Source organism: Paenibacillus physcomitrellae, assembly GCF_002240225.1.
GTDB lineage: Bacteria > Bacillota > Bacilli > Paenibacillales > Paenibacillaceae > Fontibacillus > Fontibacillus physcomitrellae.
Genome location: NZ_CP022584.1, coordinates 4,740,701 through 4,757,860, shown reverse-complemented (window position 1 = coordinate 4,757,860; position 17,160 = coordinate 4,740,701). Strand labels below are relative to the sequence as shown.

General features: G+C 47.9%; 18 protein-coding genes and 1 other RNA gene. 7 read left to right on the top strand and 12 right to left on the bottom strand.

What is annotated here, in order from left to right:
- Positions 1-95: 95 nt before the first annotated feature.
- Together CBE73_RS21495 and CBE73_RS21490 are read right to left on the bottom strand one after the other, a co-directional pair.
- On the bottom strand, positions 96-338 hold the full coding sequence (locus CBE73_RS21495; protein WP_094095987.1) for a ferredoxin: 243 nt from the start codon (positions 336-338) through the stop codon (positions 96-98).
- 124 nt (positions 339-462) lie between these two features.
- The gene (locus CBE73_RS21490) at positions 463-1,761 is read right to left on the bottom strand and encodes a DNA polymerase IV (RefSeq protein WP_373286389.1); all 1,299 of its coding nucleotides are present in this window, start codon (positions 1,759-1,761) and stop codon (positions 463-465) included.
- 159 nt (positions 1,762-1,920) lie between these two features.
- Between CBE73_RS21490 and cimA the strand changes: the two genes are divergently transcribed.
- Complete coding sequence (gene cimA / locus CBE73_RS21485) at positions 1,921-3,540, top strand: citramalate synthase (RefSeq protein WP_094095986.1); 1,620 nt, start codon at positions 1,921-1,923, stop codon at positions 3,538-3,540.
- 94 nt (positions 3,541-3,634) lie between these two features.
- Here the strand turns inward: cimA and CBE73_RS21480 are convergent, their stop codons facing one another.
- A complete protein-coding gene (locus CBE73_RS21480; RefSeq protein WP_094095985.1) occupies positions 3,635-4,192 on the bottom strand; it encodes a TlpA family protein disulfide reductase in 558 nt (185 codons plus the stop codon).
- A gap of 114 nt (positions 4,193-4,306) precedes the next feature.
- On the opposite strand from CBE73_RS21480, the gene CBE73_RS21475 reads away from it, so the two are divergent.
- Positions 4,307-4,768 carry a M67 family metallopeptidase gene (locus CBE73_RS21475; protein WP_094095984.1) on the top strand — a complete coding sequence of 154 codons (462 nt, stop codon included), beginning with the start codon at positions 4,307-4,309 and terminating at the stop codon, positions 4,766-4,768.
- A 34-nt stretch (positions 4,769-4,802) separates the two neighbouring features.
- Here CBE73_RS21475 and CBE73_RS21470 read toward each other — a convergent pair whose 3' ends face one another.
- The 3 genes from CBE73_RS21470 to CBE73_RS21460 all read right to left on the bottom strand — a co-directional run bounded on the left by CBE73_RS21470 (position 4,803) and on the right by CBE73_RS21460 (position 8,074).
- Complete coding sequence (locus CBE73_RS21470) at positions 4,803-5,537, bottom strand: exonuclease domain-containing protein (RefSeq protein ID WP_094095983.1); 735 nt, start codon at positions 5,535-5,537, stop codon at positions 4,803-4,805.
- Positions 5,534-6,610 (bottom strand): DUF294 nucleotidyltransferase-like domain-containing protein, encoded by a 1,077-nt coding sequence (locus CBE73_RS21465; RefSeq protein ID WP_094095982.1) that lies wholly within the window; start codon positions 6,608-6,610, stop codon positions 5,534-5,536. The genes CBE73_RS21470 and CBE73_RS21465 overlap by 4 nt, the downstream gene beginning before the upstream one ends.
- Positions 6,611-6,682: 72 nt before the next feature.
- Positions 6,683-8,074: an ammonium transporter gene (locus CBE73_RS21460; RefSeq protein WP_094095981.1), complete on the bottom strand. Its 1,392-nt coding sequence runs from the start codon at positions 8,072-8,074 to the stop codon at positions 6,683-6,685.
- 302 nt (positions 8,075-8,376) lie between these two features.
- Here CBE73_RS21460 and CBE73_RS21455 point away from each other — a divergent pair, with 302 nt between their 5' ends.
- Complete coding sequence (locus CBE73_RS21455; protein ID WP_094095980.1) at positions 8,377-8,805, top strand: MerR family transcriptional regulator; 429 nt, start codon at positions 8,377-8,379, stop codon at positions 8,803-8,805.
- Positions 8,806-8,834: 29 nt separating this feature from the next.
- On the top strand, positions 8,835-9,518 hold the full coding sequence (locus tag CBE73_RS21450; RefSeq protein ID WP_094095979.1) for a zinc metallopeptidase: 684 nt from the start codon (positions 8,835-8,837) through the stop codon (positions 9,516-9,518).
- A 72-nt stretch (positions 9,519-9,590) separates the two neighbouring features.
- On the opposite strand, the gene gltC is transcribed toward CBE73_RS21450, so the two are convergent.
- Positions 9,591-10,502 carry a glutamate biosynthesis transcriptional regulator GltC gene (gltC, locus tag CBE73_RS21445; RefSeq protein ID WP_094095978.1) on the bottom strand — a complete coding sequence of 304 codons (912 nt, stop codon included), beginning with the start codon at positions 10,500-10,502 and terminating at the stop codon, positions 9,591-9,593.
- A gap of 54 nt (positions 10,503-10,556) precedes the next feature.
- On the bottom strand, positions 10,557-11,177 hold the full coding sequence (locus CBE73_RS21440; protein WP_094095977.1) for a rhomboid family intramembrane serine protease: 621 nt from the start codon (positions 11,175-11,177) through the stop codon (positions 10,557-10,559).
- A 157-nt stretch (positions 11,178-11,334) separates the two neighbouring features.
- Here CBE73_RS21440 and tpx point away from each other — a divergent pair, with 157 nt between their 5' ends.
- The gene (gene tpx / locus CBE73_RS21435; RefSeq protein ID WP_094095976.1) at positions 11,335-11,853 is read left to right on the top strand and encodes a thiol peroxidase; all 519 of its coding nucleotides are present in this window, start codon (positions 11,335-11,337) and stop codon (positions 11,851-11,853) included.
- Positions 11,854-12,001: 148 nt separating this feature from the next.
- Here tpx and CBE73_RS21430 read toward each other — a convergent pair whose 3' ends face one another.
- The 4 genes from CBE73_RS21430 to cshA form a co-directional block, all read right to left on the bottom strand.
- Positions 12,002-12,394, bottom strand: a complete 393-nt coding sequence (locus CBE73_RS21430; RefSeq protein WP_094095975.1) for a DUF1499 domain-containing protein — start codon at positions 12,392-12,394, stop codon at positions 12,002-12,004.
- A gap of 118 nt (positions 12,395-12,512) precedes the next feature.
- Positions 12,513-12,703: non-coding RNA, 6S RNA (ssrS, locus tag CBE73_RS21425), on the bottom strand.
- Between the two features lie 109 nt (positions 12,704-12,812).
- A complete protein-coding gene (locus tag CBE73_RS21420; protein WP_094095974.1) occupies positions 12,813-13,622 on the bottom strand; it encodes a YesL family protein in 810 nt (269 codons plus the stop codon).
- Positions 13,623-13,860: 238 nt separating this feature from the next.
- On the bottom strand, positions 13,861-15,435 hold the full coding sequence (cshA, locus tag CBE73_RS21415; RefSeq protein WP_094095973.1) for a degradosome RNA helicase CshA: 1,575 nt from the start codon (positions 15,433-15,435) through the stop codon (positions 13,861-13,863).
- A gap of 302 nt (positions 15,436-15,737) precedes the next feature.
- On the opposite strand from cshA, the gene CBE73_RS21410 reads away from it, so the two are divergent.
- A complete protein-coding gene (locus CBE73_RS21410) occupies positions 15,738-16,559 on the top strand; it encodes a YitT family protein (RefSeq protein ID WP_094095972.1) in 822 nt (273 codons plus the stop codon).
- A 272-nt stretch (positions 16,560-16,831) separates the two neighbouring features.
- Positions 16,832-17,026: a hypothetical protein gene (locus tag CBE73_RS21405; RefSeq protein ID WP_094096463.1), complete on the top strand. Its 195-nt coding sequence runs from the start codon at positions 16,832-16,834 to the stop codon at positions 17,024-17,026.
- Positions 17,027-17,160: the final 134 nt, after the last annotated feature.

Here is a 17,160-nt window from a genome sequence, read left to right as displayed (position 1 = left end):
CAACAAATCAATAAATCTAAAAATCCATAAAAAAACATCCCTCACGAAAGCGAGAGATGTTCTTCAGCAGTTAAACTGCATGTACGACATGCGTATTAGCCTTCTTTATTAAAGGGTTCATCCGCAATTTTGATGGAATCTGTAGGGCAGCCGTCGCAGGCGTCCTGAAGATCGTCGTATAAACCTTCCTCAATTTCCGTAACGCCGCGGTTAGCATCACTTTGGTAAATCACTTCTGCCAAACCTTCATCATCGTAATCAAAAATGTCCGGTGCCGTAGCGCCGCATGCGCCGCAAGCGATACAAGTGTCTTTGTCCACCCAACTATATTTTGCCATTTGTCTGCCTCCTGTTAAAAAACAATACAAGACCAAAGTGCAGTCAAGCACCCCACTCAAATATAATATAAATAATTGACAATTTCAATTGAATTGGCTATTCATTCCAGAAAGCGCTGCCTTTTCAATCCTGATCCTGATTTTTCAGAAAATCCGTTTGCAAGGAAGTGCCCCGGATTTTATGGTTACGGATCAGAGCCGAAGGGTCATCGCCGAGCATACCCGCCGTCAGAACCGCGCTTTCACCAAATTTGTCCCGCAGCTCATCCATCACTTTGGTCAGCTGCTCTTTCTTCGGCTGCTGCTCATAGCTGAACAGATCCAGTTGCATAGCCGACTCCTCCTTCGGAACCAGGTTTTGAAGTGTGATTCCTAGCAGCCGCACGGGTTTATGGTCCCTCCAATGCTTTTGGAACAGCTTACAGGCCTCATGATATACTTCCTCAGCCGTTTCCGTGACGCTTGGCAGGGTCTGTGATCTCGTAATGGTCTTCATATCCGGCGTACGGATGGTGATCTGCACGGTCTGCGCCATCAACCCCTGCCTGCGCATCCGTCTGGATACCTGATCCGCCAGGTTCAGCATCACCCGTTCAACGTCTTTGATATCTGTAATATCATAAGGAAGAGTGGTCGTATGACCGACCGATTTATTTTTATCCTGCTCCTCACGGACTGGAGTATGGTCAATGCCATTTGCCGCCTGCTTCATCCATGAGCCCATAACGCCAAAATGCTGCTGCAGCTTTCTTTCCTCTGCGGCCGCCAACTGGCCGATCGTGTAGATGTGCAGCTTCTTTAACTTTTCTGCGGTTCTGCTCCCGATGCCGAACAACTGAGCACAAGGTTTATCCCACAGCAGATTTGGAACGTCACGGATTCTTAGAACTGTGATCCCGTTCGGCTTTTTCATATCGGAACCCATCTTGGCCAGCAGTTTGTTAGGAGCGATTCCTACCGAACACGGAAGACCCAATTCCTCGCGAATGCGCTGCTGCAGCTCCTCTGCAATTTGCAGCGGGGTGCCGAATTGTCGGGAGCCGGTTATATCCATATAACACTCATCAATTGAAGCCGTCTGCAGCAGCGGGGTATAGGAATAGGCTATGCTTTGAAACGCTTTGGAGTACCTCCGGTACAGATGGAAATCCGGTTGTAGTACAATTAAATCAGGGCATAATTTCAAAGCCTGACTGACCAGCATGCCCGTCTTTACTCCAAGCTTTCTGGCTACGTAAGAGCAGGTTACGATGATCCCTTTGCGTTTCTCCACACTTCCCGCCACGGCCGTAGCTTTGCCTGCATATTTCTCAGGCTCCTCAGCCTCATGGACCGAGCAGTAAAAGGCGTTCATGTCCACGTGAAGGATGACCCTGCCTTTGGAGGGATAATATTTTTCTATATTGTTCAAGCCATTGTTCACGCCGTTTCCCTCCTGACCCTAACCAAAACAAGTTATACAAAATTAACAAACCATGATACAGTAAAGCAATAAAGTTTTTTCGGTGGAATTATTTTATAATAAGTATATCAAATTTACCTATGTCTTGTTCATCATCCACTTCCATAAGGGGGACTCTTCATGTCTAAGGTTCTTTCTATCTTTGATACTACACTGCGCGACGGCACACAAGGGGAAGGAATCAGCCTCTCGGCCGACGACAAGCTGAAAATCGCCAGAAAGCTGGATCAATTGGGCGTTCATTATATTGAAGGCGGCATTCCGGGCAGCAATAACAAAGACATTGAATTTTTCCGCCGCGTCCAGGAGCTGCGTTTGCAGGCTAAAGTCACCGCTTTCGGCAGCACCCGCCGCAAGAACAGCGAAGCTCATCTGGATGCCAATCTGAACCGGATCATTGAATCCGGCGTACAAGCAGCAACTCTGGTCGGAAAATCGTGGGACTTCCACGTACATACCGCGCTTCAGACGACACTGGAAGAGAACCTGGCGATGATTGCCGATTCCATCGCTTTTCTCAAACAGCGTGGACTTGAAGTTATTTTTGATGCTGAACATTTCTTCGACGGCTACAAACATAATAAAGACTACGCCCTCGCCGTGATGAAGAGTGCCGCAGCCGCTGGAGCCGATTGGCTCGTCATGTGTGATACAAACGGAGGAAGCATGCCTGGCGAGGTCCATTCGATTGTTACGGATGTCCGCAGCCAGTTGGGAGCAGCGCAGCTTGGCATTCATACCCACAACGACTGCGAGCTTGCTGTCGCCAATGCCCTAAGTGCTGTTCAGGCGGGAGCTACTCAGATTCAGGGCACGATCAACGGATACGGCGAACGCTGCGGCAATGCCAATCTTTGCTCTGTTATTCCGAATCTTCAGCTTAAGCTCGGATATGAAGTGTTACCTGCCGAGCAGATTGGTCAATTAACCAACACGGCCCGTTATATCAGCGAAATCGCGAATGTTCACTTGCCAAACAACCAGCCTTACGTGGGCACCTCCGCTTTTGCTCATAAAGGCGGCATACATGTCTCCGCTATTTTGCGGGATTCCAAAACTTATGAGCATATCCAGCCTGAACTTGTCGGCAACAAGCAGCGGATTCTCGTATCCGAGCTGGCGGGTCAAAGCAACGTAGTTTCCAAGGCTAAAGAGATGGGAATCGACTTTGATCCTGCTAACGATCAGACGAAAGAGGTTATTCAACATATTAAAGACCTTGAGCATCAAGGTTATTCCTTTGAGGGCGCGGATGCTTCCCTGGAGATGCTGCTCCGCAGCGCTAATGGGGATATTGAAGAGAAATTTGTATTCGAATCGTTTAAAATGCTGGTCGAGAAGACAGCCGGAAAACCCGTTGTTTCCGAAGCTTTCGTCAAACTTAATGTAGGCGGCTCAAGCGTCTATACGGCGGCGGAAGGTAACGGACCAGTGAACGCGCTCGATAACGCCCTGCGCAAAGCGCTCGTTACTTATTTTCCGCGGCTTAAGGAAATGCATCTGTCCGACTATAAGGTTCGTGTATTAGACGAGAAAGACGCAACTGCCGCTAAAGTACGCGTTCTGATTGAATCCAAGGATCTTTCCAGCAGCTGGAACACCGTCGGGGTGTCCGAGAACGTGATCGAAGCCAGTTGGGAAGCGCTCGTCGACAGTATTCGTTACGCCCTGATCGGCGAAACCTTTAAGGAAACCGACCTCGGCGCCGAGGAGCAAAACCACGGACTCGTCAATCATTGATTTAAGATTTGAGGATAAACTTCTAAACAGCATTATCATGCAGCAAACCCGGAATCTCCTGTATCAGGATGCTCCGGGTTTTGTTTTCCCCTTATTACTTGTCGAGCAGAAGACTGCGGACTTTAGCCTCCAGATCCTCCGGAGGGAGAAGCCCGATGATCATTTCCCGCACAATTCCGTTTCGGTCGATAAGAACCTGAGTCGGGAACGCCTGGCCACGGTACTTTGAATAAACGGCTTCTTTACGATCCATCAGAACAGGGAAAGGAATCCCGAATTCATCAACAAAGGACTTCACCTTGGATTCGTCATCATAAGCGGTGACGTTCACCCCGTAAACATCCAATTCCGTTTTATATTTTTCCGCCAGCTTCACCAGATCAGGCGCTTCCAGCCGGCAGGGCTCGCACCAGGAAGCCCAAAAGTTCAGCAGCAGCGGCTTATCTCTTTTTCCATCAATCCGATAGGTTTGTCCATCCAGTCCTTTCAATTCAAAAAACGGCGCCTGCTTTCCGATTTGAACACGACCTTCACTGCCGGCGGCCTTGGCGTCAGCAGTCAAAGCCGGATATCCTAAATAAACCGCATTGCATAATAGCATTACGGCCAGTCCTAACAAGATCGATTTGTAAACATAAGCTTTTGACTTCATGCGATCGTTCCTTTACGGTAAGATTACCAAGATTTATGTCTTATTGTGCCCAACCGTAAGAAGAAACATTACACACGCCCCCCCATAATAGCCGGAAAGGAATCGGAAAGATCGATGAAAACAGAAAGCAGTGGTCATCAATTGAAAATAAATATAGAGCTCAATGAACAGATTCTAATGGCTATTCATCAGCATATGGCTGCCTGCCATCCTTTAGAAGGATGCGGAATTTTGTTTGGCGAGCCCTCAGCTGGAAGCGTCCAAAGCTGGCAGATCACCGAATTTAGGCCCGCAGCCAACCGTTCCTCACAACCCGAACGAGCCTTCTCACTGGATCCAGCTGTTTGGGTCCCGAGCAGCTTGTCCCCGCGTCTGTTAGGCATTGTTCACAGTCATCCGGTTTCCGCACCCGTGCCGTCTCAGGAGGACTTGAAACAGCTGCAAAGCTTCGGAGAACTGATCAAAGTGTATATGATTGTTTCAACTGAACACAAAAATCCCCCTAATCACTCGCTGTACGGGGTTCAATCAGGGGAAGACGCAGGATATATTTTAATAAAGCTTCACGCAAATTAGCTTATTCATTCGAAATGAAACCCGCTTTATTACTTTAAGAATGGCTTAGAAAAACGTAGAGATCGCCAAGCGTATATACAGCTCTCTCCCCCAATTGATCCACCAGCGCCGTCCAGAGATACGCCGTCATTTTGGCATCTTCCAGAGCATGATGCCGGCGGGTAATCGGAATGCCGTACCAATTCAGCCACTCATCAAGACTGACCATATGGCTGTCCGAATGCAAGCGTTGAGCAATCATCATCGTATCCAGTACCCGGTGCCCCAAATGGCTTTTTGATGTTTTCCATAAGGCCAGGTCTAAGAAAGCTTTGTCATGGCCGCTGCAGTGCGCGATTAACACCCGATCATCCACAAAACTCATAAACCCGTGCAGCGCTTCAACCAGCGGCGGAGCCTGGTCGGCCATTTCCTGGGTAATACCCGTAAGGTTCACAATCTCTTCTGGAATCCGTTTGGAGGTTTTGGCGATCACATGGTGAGTCTCATCCTGCTGAACCTGAACGCCTTCTACTTTAACGGCACCAAACGACAGAATTTCATCCCCTTGCTTGGGATGAAACCCTGTCGTTTCCAAATCGAATACAGCTGTCTTTAATTCTTTAAGCTGAATATGAAGCGTCTCAGGTCTTCGAAGACCTTTATTCAGCGACCGCAGAAAAGCAATCTGCTGGGCGCTTTCAGTGCCGAATTTAGACGCGATTGCAGAAGGTAAAGTTCTATTTTTAATGGCGTTCCATAAACCGTGAGTTTGTTCCGGCTCTTTCATGGAAGCCTCCTTTCCGCAAAACGATGCTGCCTTTGAAGCATCCGGTACAGCTGGCGGACCGTATGCAAACTTTCCCTCAGCTCTCTGGATACATCCTTCTGCTTGAGTGTTTCTTGGGTTAAGTAAGAATCCCCTTGCAGGACGCCGTCTTCCGTATAGCGATTAGTAAGCGACCTGAATTTCAGCGATTTCGTGAAAGCTCTCCGCAGCGCATCGATCCATGGCCTCGGGAAGGCCTCCAGCTCATGTAACTTCAGGATCCGGTCCTGCGTTGATGTTTCGTTGATCCCATAATATAAAGCTATACAACGTATTCCGTTAACAAGCGGGATATACAACCCGTATTTCACGTCAAACTCGCCGGCGTGTTCGCCGAAACGCTCCGTGATGACCTGTCCCAACACATTTAAGGCAGCCTTATGCCTGACCGTATTTCCTAATAAAGCTGCCTCCAGCTCTTCATTACTGCTCATCAGCTGCATAAAGTCACTGCGCCATTCAGCAGCCAGCTGACGATCGCCGGCAATGCAACGCAAATCGGAAGCAATCGTTAGATACCGCACGTCTTCCCAGCGGAGTTCTTCTCTCCAGTCCGCTAATTGTTGATGCCACCCGAATAAGCTCAACCGCCACATCGGATTGGATACCATCACCTTCCCTTTGCAGGGAGGGTAGCCGGTTTCCTCCAGAATTCTGGCCAACACCAGACCAAATTGTTCAAAATATTGATCGGCGGCGGCCCCTCCGCCATCGGCGTAAATTAAACCATTATCCTGGTCACTCCATGGCGTTTGTTCCTCGCGGCCACCGCTGCCAAACAGAACAAAAGCGAAGGGGACGGGAGGAACTCCCGCACCTGCCTCCGCTAATTCCCGCTCACAGATCGAGATGGCTTGCACCATCACTTCATCCTGAAGCCGGTTTACGCTTTCGTTCCAATCCTCGATGGGGACCGAAGAGAACAGCTGAAGCAGCTTGTTCTCTTCTTTCCATCTGGCTAAACGCAGTTCGCTGGAAGTCTCCGCAGAATGAATACTTGATAAATCAATAGTTGGCGAAGCAGCTTCTTTCATACGGGGCACTTCCTTTCTCTAACCATCATATTTAAGGAATCAGATCAACATTGCTAGAGCACCAGATCATCCTTATTTACTAATATCTCTGCCGGAGTTATTAAGCAAACCCATTTGTTCCGGATAACCATAAGTGCCATGCTCACTGATATCAAGTCCCATAGTCTCTTCTTCCTCAGTGACACGTAGTCCTGTAACAGCCTTGATGATCCCCAGAATAATGAAGGAAAGCACCAGGACGAATACGAACGTTCCGACCATGCCCAAAGCTTGAACACCCAGCTGGTGGAAGCCGCCGCCGTAGAACAAACCGGCTTGACCTACGCCAACCGTGTCAGCAAGATCGCCTGTTGCGAAGAAACCGGTGGACAAAGCGCCCCACATACCGGCGATGCCGTGTACGGAGAATGCGTAAACGGGATCATCCAGCCCTGCTTTTTCAAACCATTGAGCTGTAAAGAATGTCAACACGCCTGCTACAACCCCGATTACGATGGCCGCCCACGGTTCTACGAATGCACATGAACCCGTAATAGCAACCAACGCCGCCAATACACCGTTCAGCATGCTAGGGATGTCCGCTTTGCCAAACACCGCCCAGGAAATCAGCAGCGCGGCAACGCCGCCTGCGGCAGCAGCCAGGTTAGTAGTCAGGGCTACATAGCCAAAAAATCCGTCGTTCATAGCGGAAAGTCCACTGCCCGGGTTGAAACCGAACCAGCCGAACCACAAAATGATTACACCCAATACGGAGAGCACTTGGTTGTGTCCAGGAATGCTGTTAGGCTTACCGTCTTTATTGTATTTACCAAGGCGCGGTTTGAGCAGGAAGGTTGCTACCAGAGCCGCTGTCGCACCTGTCAAGTGAACGACTGCCGAGCCCGCATAGTCCTGCATGCCCATTTCGGCCAGCCATCCGCCGCCCCATACCCAGTGAGCGATGATTGGGTAAATGATAATCATAAACAAAAGTCCGAAGATAATGTAAACACTCAGCTTCGCGCGTTCGGCCATACCGCCGCAGGCGATCGCCAGTGAAACAGCCGCGAAAGAGAATTGAAACAGAAACATGATCACCATCGGCACTCCGGCTGCAGTTAATGCATCAAATGAAGGAGTGTCTGCGTTTCCTCCAAAGAAGAAACCCTCGTAGCCAAAAAATCCGTTGCCATTGCCGAAGCCGAATCCAAAACCGAGGGCCCAGAAAGCGATAACGGCTATCCCTAATGTAAGAACGGTTTTACCGGCTACGTGGCCGGCATTTTTCATACGTACGGATCCAGCTTCAAGTAGAGCGAAACCAGCCTGCATAAAGAAGACAAGCACAAAAGCCAGAAATACAAACAAGGAGTTCACACCGATTTCAACTGCCGGTGCAGTTACGTCATCTGCAGCAAACGCGGAGACCGGAACTGCAAATAGTGAACCGAAAGTCAACAAGCTTAACAACCACTTCTTCCTCATATAACCCTCTCCTTAATGTCATGTTTCTTTACATGTTTTTTTATGTTAAAGCGATTATAATCAATTACCTAGTAACTTGACAACAACATTTTTTTAATTTCTTGAAAAATAATTCGTAGTTTCTCAAATACCTAACACATAATGTTAATTACGAATAAATAAATTTTCTCAATCATATATTGAAATCATGTTTCAAAGCATGACGTTTGACTGTATACTTTCAAATCCTGTATTATACTATATATAAAAAAACATATACTTATTAAAGAACGGTTAGGACAGGGAGTGATACATTTGGGACTATAAAATTGTACCGAATCGGGGAACTGGCCAAAGCCGCAGGCGTCAGCGAACGAACTATTGATTACTATACAAAGCTGGGATTGATTTCTCCGGAGACAAGAACGCACAAAAATTATCGGCTGTACAGTCTTGAAACCTTAAACCGCCTGGAACGTATTAACCAGTGGAAACAAGAAAAGTACACACTGGAGGAGATCCGCGCCAGACTTGAGGAATTAACGGATATCAACGAAGAGCAGGTTTCGGAGAAGCTGACCTCGCTCGAGCTTCATCTGCAGCAGCTGGAGCGTGAAGTCAAGGAGCTAGAGCCTTTGATTTCCCAGCTTAAGCCTGGTCAGGCCAATAAGGTTTACACGCATATCATGCCTTCCAGCTTGGCTTGCATTGAAGCACTCCGTTTATTAATGAATCATGGACCCTTCACATGACAACACTTTAAATTACGGAGGTATGACACATGTATTTTGACGGTATGTACATTTTAATCATCATTGCGTTCATCTTCTCCCTCTGGGCCCAATTCAGGGTAAAGGGAACTTTCAACAAATATACCGAGGTCCCCAACTACAGCGGCATGACCGGACAGGAAGCCGCACGGCGCATGCTGGATGCCAACGGACTTTATGATGTGCCGATTGAACCGGTACGCGGAAGCCTGACAGACCACTACGATCCGATTCACCGAGTTGTACGTCTGTCGGAACCGGTTTATTACGAACGTTCTATTTCCGCCGTTTCCGTAGCCTGCCATGAAGTCGGTCATGCCATCCAGCACAAGGTTCATTATCCGATGCTGGTGCTCAGACATCGCATCTTCCCGATTGTGAACTTTGCATCGGGCGTTGCTCCTTTTCTGCTGATTGCCGGCATTTTGTTCAGCGCCTTTAATCTGCTTGGACTCGGCATTATCTTCTTCTCCGTGGCCGTGGCTTTCCAGCTCATTACACTGCCAGTCGAATTTAACGCCAGTAACCGCGCGCGCAAAATTATGCTGGAGCAAGGTTATGTCACCCCTAGCGAATCCAAAAGCGTCGGCAAAGTGCTGAACGCTGCTGCTTTGACCTATGTCGCTGCCGCGCTTATCTCCGTACTGGAGCTTCTGCGCTATATCCTTATCTTTACCAACAATAACCGAGAATAATTTATACGGAAACATCAGGAAAAACAAGAACACCCGCAGGGCCCATGGCCTTGCGGGTGTTCTTGTTTTACGTTATTTGTCAGCTTCCGGACAGGGCTTGACGTTGAAATGCTCCAGAAGGAAGGTTCGGAATGACTGAGCGACAAGCGGAAGCTTGTCATCGGATCGATAGATAAGGCCAATCGTACGTGTTACTTTGGGAGCTGATATTTTCACCCGGGTTGGAGCCAGGTTTCCGTTATGGTAAGAAGCCATCTCCGGAAGCAGACTTACGCCCATTCCTGCCGCCACCAAACCTCGGATCGTATCCGTCTCTTCGCCTTCAAAGGCAATTTTGGGCGTAAACCCCGCCTCCAGACAGGCATGAAGCACAATCGGCCGGAGCGAATAACCTTTGCTGAATAAAATAAACTTGTCATCCTTCAATTGATGCAGTGTAATTTCGCTTTCACCGGCCAGCGGATGACCGGGAGGAAGGATCGCAAACAGCTCCTCGGTCAGCACCACATCCCCCGATACCTGTTCATGATGATCCGGGAAAGGAGAAATAAAAGCCAAGTCCACTTCGGCTTCCGTCACATCCCGGATCAGCGTGGTAAACATCCCTTGCTTGAAACGGAACTTGACATTCGGATACCGTTTCTTGAATTCCGCAATGATCACGGGCAGCAAATGAACGCCAAGGCTGTGCGGGAACCCGAGCCTGATCTCCCCCTGTTCCGGATCCAGAAACTCATGAACCTCAGCAACGGCCCGGTCCAGATCCTTAAGGATGGATTCGACCCTGGTGCAGAACAGCTGTCCGACCGCTGTCAGCTGCAAATTTCTGCCTTTCTGTTTGAACAGCTCTACTCCCAGCTCTTTCTCAAGCTGATGAATCTGCCTGCTGACTGCGGATTGAGCAACGTGCAGCTCCTCCGCCGCTTGTGTAACGTGTTCCTTGCCTGCTACTTTAACAAAATACTGCAGTTGTCTTAGTTCCACTCGGTTGTTCGCTCCATTTCCGAATTGCATCGCTTTGCCTAAAGTAAATAATGGTTAAGTTTTAAAACGTCTGGTGAGACGAATCAAAAGCCCGTATACAAAAAATCCGCCGATTAGACCTCCCAAATGGGCCATCCAGTTCGTACCGGTCATGGCGAAGGAAAAGATGATTCCTACCAGCAGAATCGCGTAAAGCGTTTTTCTGGAGCCTTCATCGATCAGGTTGCGCTGTAAAAGGGCAATATATAAAAAGGCCCCATATACCCCGTAGATTGCGCCTGAAGCGCCTACGGAAAGCGTATACTCCATAGCGTGCCGGTAGAAGGCCATACTCAGTGCATTGCCGAGCACCCCGCTTACCAAATATACGAGTAAATACCGCCACCAGCCCAGTAAACGTTCCAGCGGAGGCGCAAATACTAGAATAGCAAAACAATTAAACAAGAGATGCGAGAAGTTCAGATGTAGAAAAATAGCGGTCACATACCGCCACCAGTCCTGGCTGTACGGAAGCTCAGATCCAACGGCCCCAAAGCGGAATAGGGTTTCCATATTGCCCGCTCCGCCGTTAAACAGCAGAACACAATACATAACCAGATTAATGACCAGGATTAGTGAAGTAACCGGATAATATTTCAGATAACTTCTCCAGTTCTCATAACGAATAAATATCATACTTACCTTCCTTTGGTGATGCATTTTTCATTTTATTGGACAAGCGCTTTTCAAAACGATTATAATGGATTTTGGCACGAAATACCAACGAAAGACCCTGCATTTCGAGCTTTCCTTGGTGTTTCTCTAACAGATGAACCAGAGGAGGAATATAAAAATGGCACAAGAACGTGCAAATGCTGCTACTTTCAAAGGTAATCCGCTCACACTGGTAGGTCCTGAACTTAAAGTCGGTGATAAAGCGCCTGACTTCACGCTCAGCAAAAGCCTGGTTGAAGAAGTTTCCCTGAAGGATTTCGAAGGCAAAATCAAGCTAATCAGCGTCGTTCCTTCTTTGGACACCGGTGTCTGCGATGCTCAGACACGCCGTTTCAACCAAGAAGGCCATGATCTCGGCGACCAGGTAGCTGTACTTACGGTCAGTGTAGACCTTCCATTTGCTCAAGCCCGTTGGTGCGGAGCTGCCGGTATCGATCGTGTCATCACTTTATCCGATTACAAACACAGATCCTTTGGCGAAGCGTATGGTGTTCTGATCAAGGAATTCCAGCTTGACCATCGTGCCATCTTTGTCCTCGATGCGGACAATACGATCCGCTATGTTGAATACTTGGGCGAAATGTCCGAACATCCGGATTACGACAAAGCCATCGCCGCTGTCGAAGCACTTCTGTAGTAGAAAAACAACGTATATCCACGGGTTCAAGACCCGTAAGTCAAGATCCCGTAATAACAATAAAAGCGAGCACCGGCATATCGGACTCGCTTTTATTATTTTATTCAGTCATTATAGTTCAGTCATTATAGGACCTAATTGCTCATAATCAGGCCGATGTTTTGTAACGGCTCAGCTTCTTATCTAATATGCTGAACAATCCCTGAATATTCCGGTAATTTGCCCCCAGGTCACCCAAAGAGCCGCGGGTAGCGGAATAAATGTCAATCGCGCTCCGTGTAGGGCCGGTCCCGACGAGAGAAACCGTAATATCCATGACCCGGCCGAAAGCCGTTCTTTTCTCGAGCAAGATCTCGCCTACGGAAGGCACTTCATGAACGACCTTGTAGCCCGGCACCTTCTTGAGTGTGGAGCTGACCTCATCCCACAATTTATCTTTGGAAAGCTGATAATAACGTGTCTTCAGCTCAGGCACCTTTGCCCGGTCACTCGTTCCTTCCACACTGCGGAACAACCCGGTTAACGTTCTTTTTAGCGACAAAACCGTTTCCTCCTCCGTCAAATCCGACAATATCATGATTTGCTGTCATTGTAACATTCACAAAAATAAAAAGCACCCATCCAGCCCAAAGGCGGATCGGCGCTATAATGAATAAGTTTAGGGTCCCGCATATGCCGTCCGGTTACAGTGTCCGTGAACCTGCTCAGCAGGTGGGTGACCGCAGCCAAACCTTTGAATTCCCCTTATCATGTAGATAGGGCTTTCCAGCAGTTTGGAACATATAAGTCTCCCTAGACATTGTCATTGGTTCAAAACAACAAATAACCGCAACGCACATCGCAGGATGTATATTCATTATAGAGCTTGCCCCGGTAAAAGTAAACCAACCTACCGGGGATTCCGCGCTTGAAAAAATCTCCAAAGCTTATTTCGATCCAGAACCCTTAGGACCTCATGATTATGATCTTTTATCCGGATCTTTATCCTGGCCTGCATCGGAGTTAGGCTCTTCTGCTTCTAACGAACCGTTGGCTTCCGCCGCCGCCTTCGCTTCGGCCTTTTCATTCATCTTGGCAATCTGAGCCTGCATCTTGGTATAAGTCGCAAAGAAATTCAGGAATGCGAGCCAGGCAATAAGCGAAGCCGTGCCAAAAATAATCAGCCAGGTAAATTTAGCTGTCAGGAACAAAAGCACCGCAGCTCCCGCCAGTGTAGAGAACGAGCGGAAAGGACGTATGATGGTCAGAAGCACCGCATTTTTCAGCATTGTCGTTGTTTTCAAATGATAGTGCGCCACCATCGAGAAGAAGTTAAACAAGGAAACCAGCAGCAAAATAAGCAGCAGCAGCATAATGATGCCGATCAGTTGCAGATTCTGCGTCTTGACCATGTAAACCCGATAATCGATCACCATAATGACAAAGAGCAGGGTATAGAAAATCCCGCCGATCATACTTTGTTTGTAGTTCTCTTTGTAACCTCTAAAAAAGGTTCGGGTAACGCTCACATCCGACTCACCCATGACCCATTTGCGGACTACCGTAAACAAAGCCGCCGTAGCCGGGAACAATGTAAACGGTGCCAAGATTGCCATGGCGTAAAGCGATGATGCGTCATTCTCCAGTCCATTCACAATCATCAAATATTTAGTCAGCAGAAAAAATAAAAACGGAGATGAACACACCAGCCAAAGCAGGTTGCTGCCTGCGATTCTCATAATCCATTCCGTGATGCGGTACAAGCCGCCCATAACTCCTCTAAACTCCAAGTAAGTCCTCCCCCTCGCCATTCATAAACTGTCTCTACTTTAACTATACCTTATTCGACATTAGCAATCCAGTTTGGCACGCGGTAAATTCTGAAAACCGCTTAAAACTTTGGTTTAATTCACAAAAAAAGCTCCACAACTTGAGAGAATTCCTCTATCTTGCCTCAAAAAAAAGAAAACAGGGCAACGCCGGGTGGCACTGCCCTGTTCATTCACTCTTCAGCTTTAGAGACTCTGCTTATTTGTTCTCTTCACTGCGGTTGTATGGCCGGCGTTCGCCGCCGCCGCTTGGACGAGGTTTACGGTCATAGGAGGACGAACGATTGTAGTCACGACCGCCGCCTTCTTTGCTGTAACCGCCTTTGCCGCTGCCGAAGCCGCGGCCTTCACGGTTGTCCCGTTTGTAAGAACCGCCGCCGTTGCTGCGGTTGCCGTAGCCGGAAGGCTTGCGTCCGCTGGAACGGATATCCGGTTTGCGGCGTTTCACGCGAATTGGCTCTTCCGGAGTCAGCTCGATATGAGAGTTCTCGTTCTTGTCGCCGCCTGTCACCAGTTTGATGGCTGCTGCAAGCAGGTTGACGGAATCATATTGCTCCAGCAATTGAATCGCAATCCCTTTATATTCGTTCAGCTCTCCGCTTTCCACGATATCGATCAAACGTTCAGCCGTAATCCGTTGTTTGCCTTCAATTGCCTCAGCAATACTTGGCAAAGGTTTGCGTGGAATGCGGTGGCGTGTTACCCGTTCAATGAAATGCAGATGATCGATTTCGCGCGGGGTAACGAAGGAATAAGCTGCGCCTTCTTTACCGGCACGGCCTGTACGACCGATACGGTGAACATAACTTTCCGGATCCTGCGGAAGGTCAAAGTTAACGACATGCGTTACACCGGAAACGTCGAGACCGCGGGCTGCAACGTCTGTTGCTACCAGGACATCGATGCTGCCGTCACGGAATTTGCGCATTACGGTATCGCGCTGATTCTGGGACAAGTCGCCATGCAGGCCGTCCGCAGAGTAACCACGCTTCTGCAAAGCTTCGGCAAGTTCGTCAACCCGGCGTTTGGTCCGGCCGAAGACGATAGCAAGCTCAGGGGATTCCATATCAAGCAAGCGGGACAAGGCATCGAATTTCTGACGTTCGTTCACTTCGATATAAGCCTGGTCGATCAAAGGAGCGCTGACTTGTTTAGGGATCACGGATACATGCTCCGGATTTTTCAAAAATTGCTGTGCCAGCTTTTGGATATTCGGCGGCATTGTAGCAGAGAATAACATTGTTTGGCGCTCATCCGGAACCATTTTCAAGATCGCCTGAATGTCTTCCATGAAGCCCATGTCCAGCATTTCATCCGCTTCATCAAGAATAACCGTTTGCACGTCGTCCAGTCTGATGGTTTTACGATTAATATGGTCCAGCAAACGGCCTGGTGTACCGATGATAATTTGCGGCTTCTTCTTCAAAGCGCGGATCTGACGGGAGATATCCTGACCGCCGTAAATAGGCAGGGAACGGATTCCTTTGAAACGGGACAATTTGCCGATCTCTTCAGCAACCTGAATCGCAAGCTCACGAGTAGGGGCCATGATCAGTGCAACGATGCGTTCTTCTTCCCGTGGAATCTTGTTAATCAATGGAAGACCAAATGCAGCTGTCTTACCTGTACCCGTTTGTGCCTGGCCAATCAGGTCTCTGCCTTCCATTGCAAACGGAATGGATTTAGCCTGAATGGGTGTCGCTTCTTCAAAACCAAGTTCCGTAATAGCTTGCAATACCTTTGGCTCAAGGCCGAATTCTGAGAATGTGCTCAATATGTTCAAACTCCTTCTATATGGTGGACAACTCCACAATCTTGACGTTATTCTTAAGTAGCGGTAAACGTTTATAGACTGTCCCAACGAACCTAAAATTTTTCACGGACAAACTAAATTCAACCTAGGACGATCTTAAACATATCTAAACGGCACGGTTTCAAATGAAACAATGCTTCCGGTCTCTTCTGCGTAGATGGAAATCACTACCTACTCAAGAATATCTTTATTAGTATATCACAAAACATTCACAAAACACCAGTTGCTCTAAAAAGGTAAATTCAACGATGAGGTGAAAGTCTTTGCTTAAGGAAATAAGGAATGGTTTAGTTGTTATTATCGGAGCTGCACTGATTGCAGCAGGTTTCAATCTGTTTCTCGTTCCGCATCAGCTGCTAAGCGGAGGAGTATCCGGATTGTCCATGTTGGTCAATTATATAACGCCTATTAATTTGAGTATTTTATATTTTACCTTCAACATCCCGCTGCTGATAGCGGGGCTTTTCCTTCTTGGAAGACGTTTTATTCTGCTCAGCATTTTGTCCGTTGTCTCCGTCACTTGGTTTGTAGCAGTCATTCCAAGTACAGCAGTAGCTACCGATAACATACTGTCAGCTGTGTTTGGTGGCGTTTTGGTTGGTCTTGGCAGCGGCATATCCTTCAGGGTAGGCGGATCGTCGGGCGGTTTTGATATTTTGGGGTCCATTGTTACCAGGTACCGGGATTTCCCGATCGGCAACGTGCTTGTCGGGATGAACGCGCTGGTCATCCTGGCCATGGGGTATATCAATCAAGACTGGAATCTAGTACTGGCCTCCATCCTTTCGCTTTATATCACGGGCAAAGTGCTGGATTTCATCCATGTCGGGCATATCAAGATCACGGTTTACATCATCACTAATGAATCGCAGGCCCTGCTCGAACGATTACTGACTCATCCACGTGGCGTAACGCTGATCAAAACGGAAGGAGCATTTTCACATAAGGAAAAAGATATGCTCATGACAGTCACTACCATGTATGAACTGGCAGAACTTCGTGAAATAATAAAAGCAACAGACCCTACTGCATTCGTGAACATTGTGGAGACGGTCGGCGTTATGGGAGCGTTTCGCAGACGTTAGCACACAGGCAAACTTAAGGCAAGGCTGCAGGCGAGCCTCCTGTAAAACAGGAACAAGCCTATCGCGAAACAGGTATAAGCCTATCGTAAAACGGGTAGATGTTACCTGCTTTTATCCCTGAGTTGTGATACAATAAACGTGCGCCGGTTCTTCACCTTTTTATGAGTTGTACTTGTTCGGTCCCTAATTTCACAGACTTTGCTTTTCCGATGATCTTGAATGATTCTGTTTATTGCAGAACGAATGATTCCAAAGGAGAAGGAGTGGTTGTTGTGGAAATGGAAACGGTCAAACTGGAACAAATCGTCATAAAGTGGTTTCCCGACATGCTGCCGTTCTTCAAACAACAAGAACTGGATTCCATCATCATGCTGAGAGACGGCTTTAAAATGTTGGAACAAGAAGATGCGATGGAAATTATGCAGTACAGCATTTGCGAACATCAAAACACAAGTTTGCTTCATTAAAAAAAGGGCATTACTCTTTTTGAAATTGAAGAGCCTTAGGTTTTTTGGAATGAAAGCCGTCTCCTATGGAGGCGGCTTTTTTAAATTGGCTAATTGTCCCCTGTTCAAAATGAGCCGGATCTACTAAAATAGAA

Coding starts and splice junctions, on each gene's coding strand:
- CBE73_RS21475 (WP_094095984.1), top strand. CDS start 4,307: ATGAAAACAGAAAGCAGTGGTCATCAATTGAAAATAAATATAGAGCTC.
- CBE73_RS21460 (WP_094095981.1), bottom strand. CDS start 8,074: ATGAGGAAGAAGTGGTTGTTAAGCTTGTTGACTTTCGGTTCACTATTT.
- tpx (WP_094095976.1), top strand. CDS start 11,335: ATGGCACAAGAACGTGCAAATGCTGCTACTTTCAAAGGTAATCCGCTC.
- cimA (WP_094095986.1), top strand. CDS start 1,921: ATGTCTAAGGTTCTTTCTATCTTTGATACTACACTGCGCGACGGCACA.
- CBE73_RS21440 (WP_094095977.1), bottom strand. CDS start 11,177: ATGATATTTATTCGTTATGAGAACTGGAGAAGTTATCTGAAATATTAT.
- CBE73_RS21465 (WP_094095982.1), bottom strand. CDS start 6,610: ATGAAAGAAGCTGCTTCGCCAACTATTGATTTATCAAGTATTCATTCT.
- CBE73_RS21470 (WP_094095983.1), bottom strand. CDS start 5,537: ATGAAAGAGCCGGAACAAACTCACGGTTTATGGAACGCCATTAAAAAT.
- CBE73_RS21480 (WP_094095985.1), bottom strand. CDS start 4,192: ATGAAGTCAAAAGCTTATGTTTACAAATCGATCTTGTTAGGACTGGCC.
- CBE73_RS21450 (WP_094095979.1), top strand. CDS start 8,835: ATGTATTTTGACGGTATGTACATTTTAATCATCATTGCGTTCATCTTC.
- CBE73_RS21495 (WP_094095987.1), bottom strand. CDS start 338: ATGGCAAAATATAGTTGGGTGGACAAAGACACTTGTATCGCTTGCGGC.